This is a genomic window from uncultured Aurantimicrobium sp. (genome assembly GCF_936931525.1).
GTDB lineage: Bacteria > Actinomycetota > Actinomycetes > Actinomycetales > Microbacteriaceae > Aurantimicrobium.
Genome location: NZ_CAKZII010000185.1, coordinates 1 through 1,240, shown reverse-complemented (window position 1 = coordinate 1,240; position 1,240 = coordinate 1). Strand labels below are relative to the sequence as shown.

The window sequence follows — 1,240 nt, the reverse complement described above, 5'->3', positions numbered from 1 at the left end:
GAAGTATTCGCTTGAGGCTTCTCGCGCCTAAAAGATTTATCTCTTAGATAAACATCGCGGGGTCAACCCACGCGCGGCCGCTGTCTTCAACAACTGTTTCACCAGGAACAGCAACCATGCCATTACGTGGTCGAGCAACTCCGGGAATACCTACGACCTGTGAGTCGGCAGGAACGTCCTTCACCACAACTGCATTGGCGCCAATGGCGCTGTTGTGACCAACGGTGAGTGGGCCAAGCACCTTGGCACCTGCGCCAATAGTGACATTGTTCTCGATGGTGGGGTGACGCTTACCCTGCTCGAGTGAACGCCCACCAAGTGTGACGCCGTGATAAATCATCACGTCATCACCGATTTCTGCGGTTTCACCGATGACGACGCCCATGCCGTGGTCAATGAAAAAACGACGACCAATGGTTGCACCTGGGTGGATTTCTACACCAGTCCAGAATCTGGTCCACTGTGAACCCACGCGGGCAATGAACTTGAAGCCATGTGTCCAGAGCCAGTGGTGCCAGCGGTGAGCCCAGACAGCGTGAAGACCAGAGGCAACAACCCATGTCTCAAACGACGAGCGAGCAGCTGGGTCGTGTGAGCGCGCGTTGGCGATGTCTTCACGGATATTGAGCATAAGAGTTACAAGGCTACCGAATGCTGGGATATTCCCTGAACATGCAAGAAGCCCGCGCAGCTGATGCTGAGCGGGCTTCTGTTAACCACTGTGAGGAATTAGTCCTTGAAAGGCTCCCACAGTGCGGTGGAGACATAGCGCTCGCCATAGTCGCAGACGATGGCAACGATGGTCTTGCCAGCGTTCTCGGGACGCTTAGCTACTTCGGTTGCTGCGTAGAAGATAGCTCCGGTGGAGATACCAGCCAGGATGCCTTCTTCAGCAGCCAGGCGGCGAGCGAACTCGATCGACTGGTCGAAGTTGACGTCGAATACCTCGTCATAGACGGTGGTGTCGAGGATGGGGGGAACGAAGTTCGCACCAATGCCCTGAATCTTGTGAGGACCAGGAGCACCACCATTGAGGATAGGGGATTCTTCAGGCTCAACAGCAATGATCTGGATGTTGGGGTTGAGTTCCTTCAAGCGCTGACCGGTGCCAGTGATGGTTCCACCAGTTCCCACACCGGCAATGAAGATATCTACCTTGCCGTCAGTGTCTGCCCATACCTCTTCCGCAGTGGTTGCGCGGTGGATTGCTGGGTTTGCAGCGTTTTCGAACTGGCGAGCC

General features: G+C 55.3%; 2 protein-coding genes. Both read right to left on the bottom strand.

The genetic code is table 11. The annotated features are described in order from the left end of the window. Nucleotides 1-43: 43 nt before the first annotated feature. A complete protein-coding gene (epsC, locus tag Q0362_RS09410; protein WP_298122845.1) occupies nucleotides 44-631 on the bottom strand; it encodes a serine O-acetyltransferase EpsC in 588 nt (195 codons plus the stop codon). A gap of 98 nt (nucleotides 632-729) precedes the next feature. Further along, on the bottom strand, nucleotides 730-1,240 hold a 511-nt coding region (locus Q0362_RS09405), incomplete at its 5' end, for a pyridoxal-phosphate dependent enzyme (protein WP_298122844.1).

Coding starts and splice junctions, on each gene's coding strand:
- epsC (WP_298122845.1), bottom strand. CDS start 631: ATGCTCAATATCCGTGAAGACATCGCCAACGCGCGCTCACACGACCCA.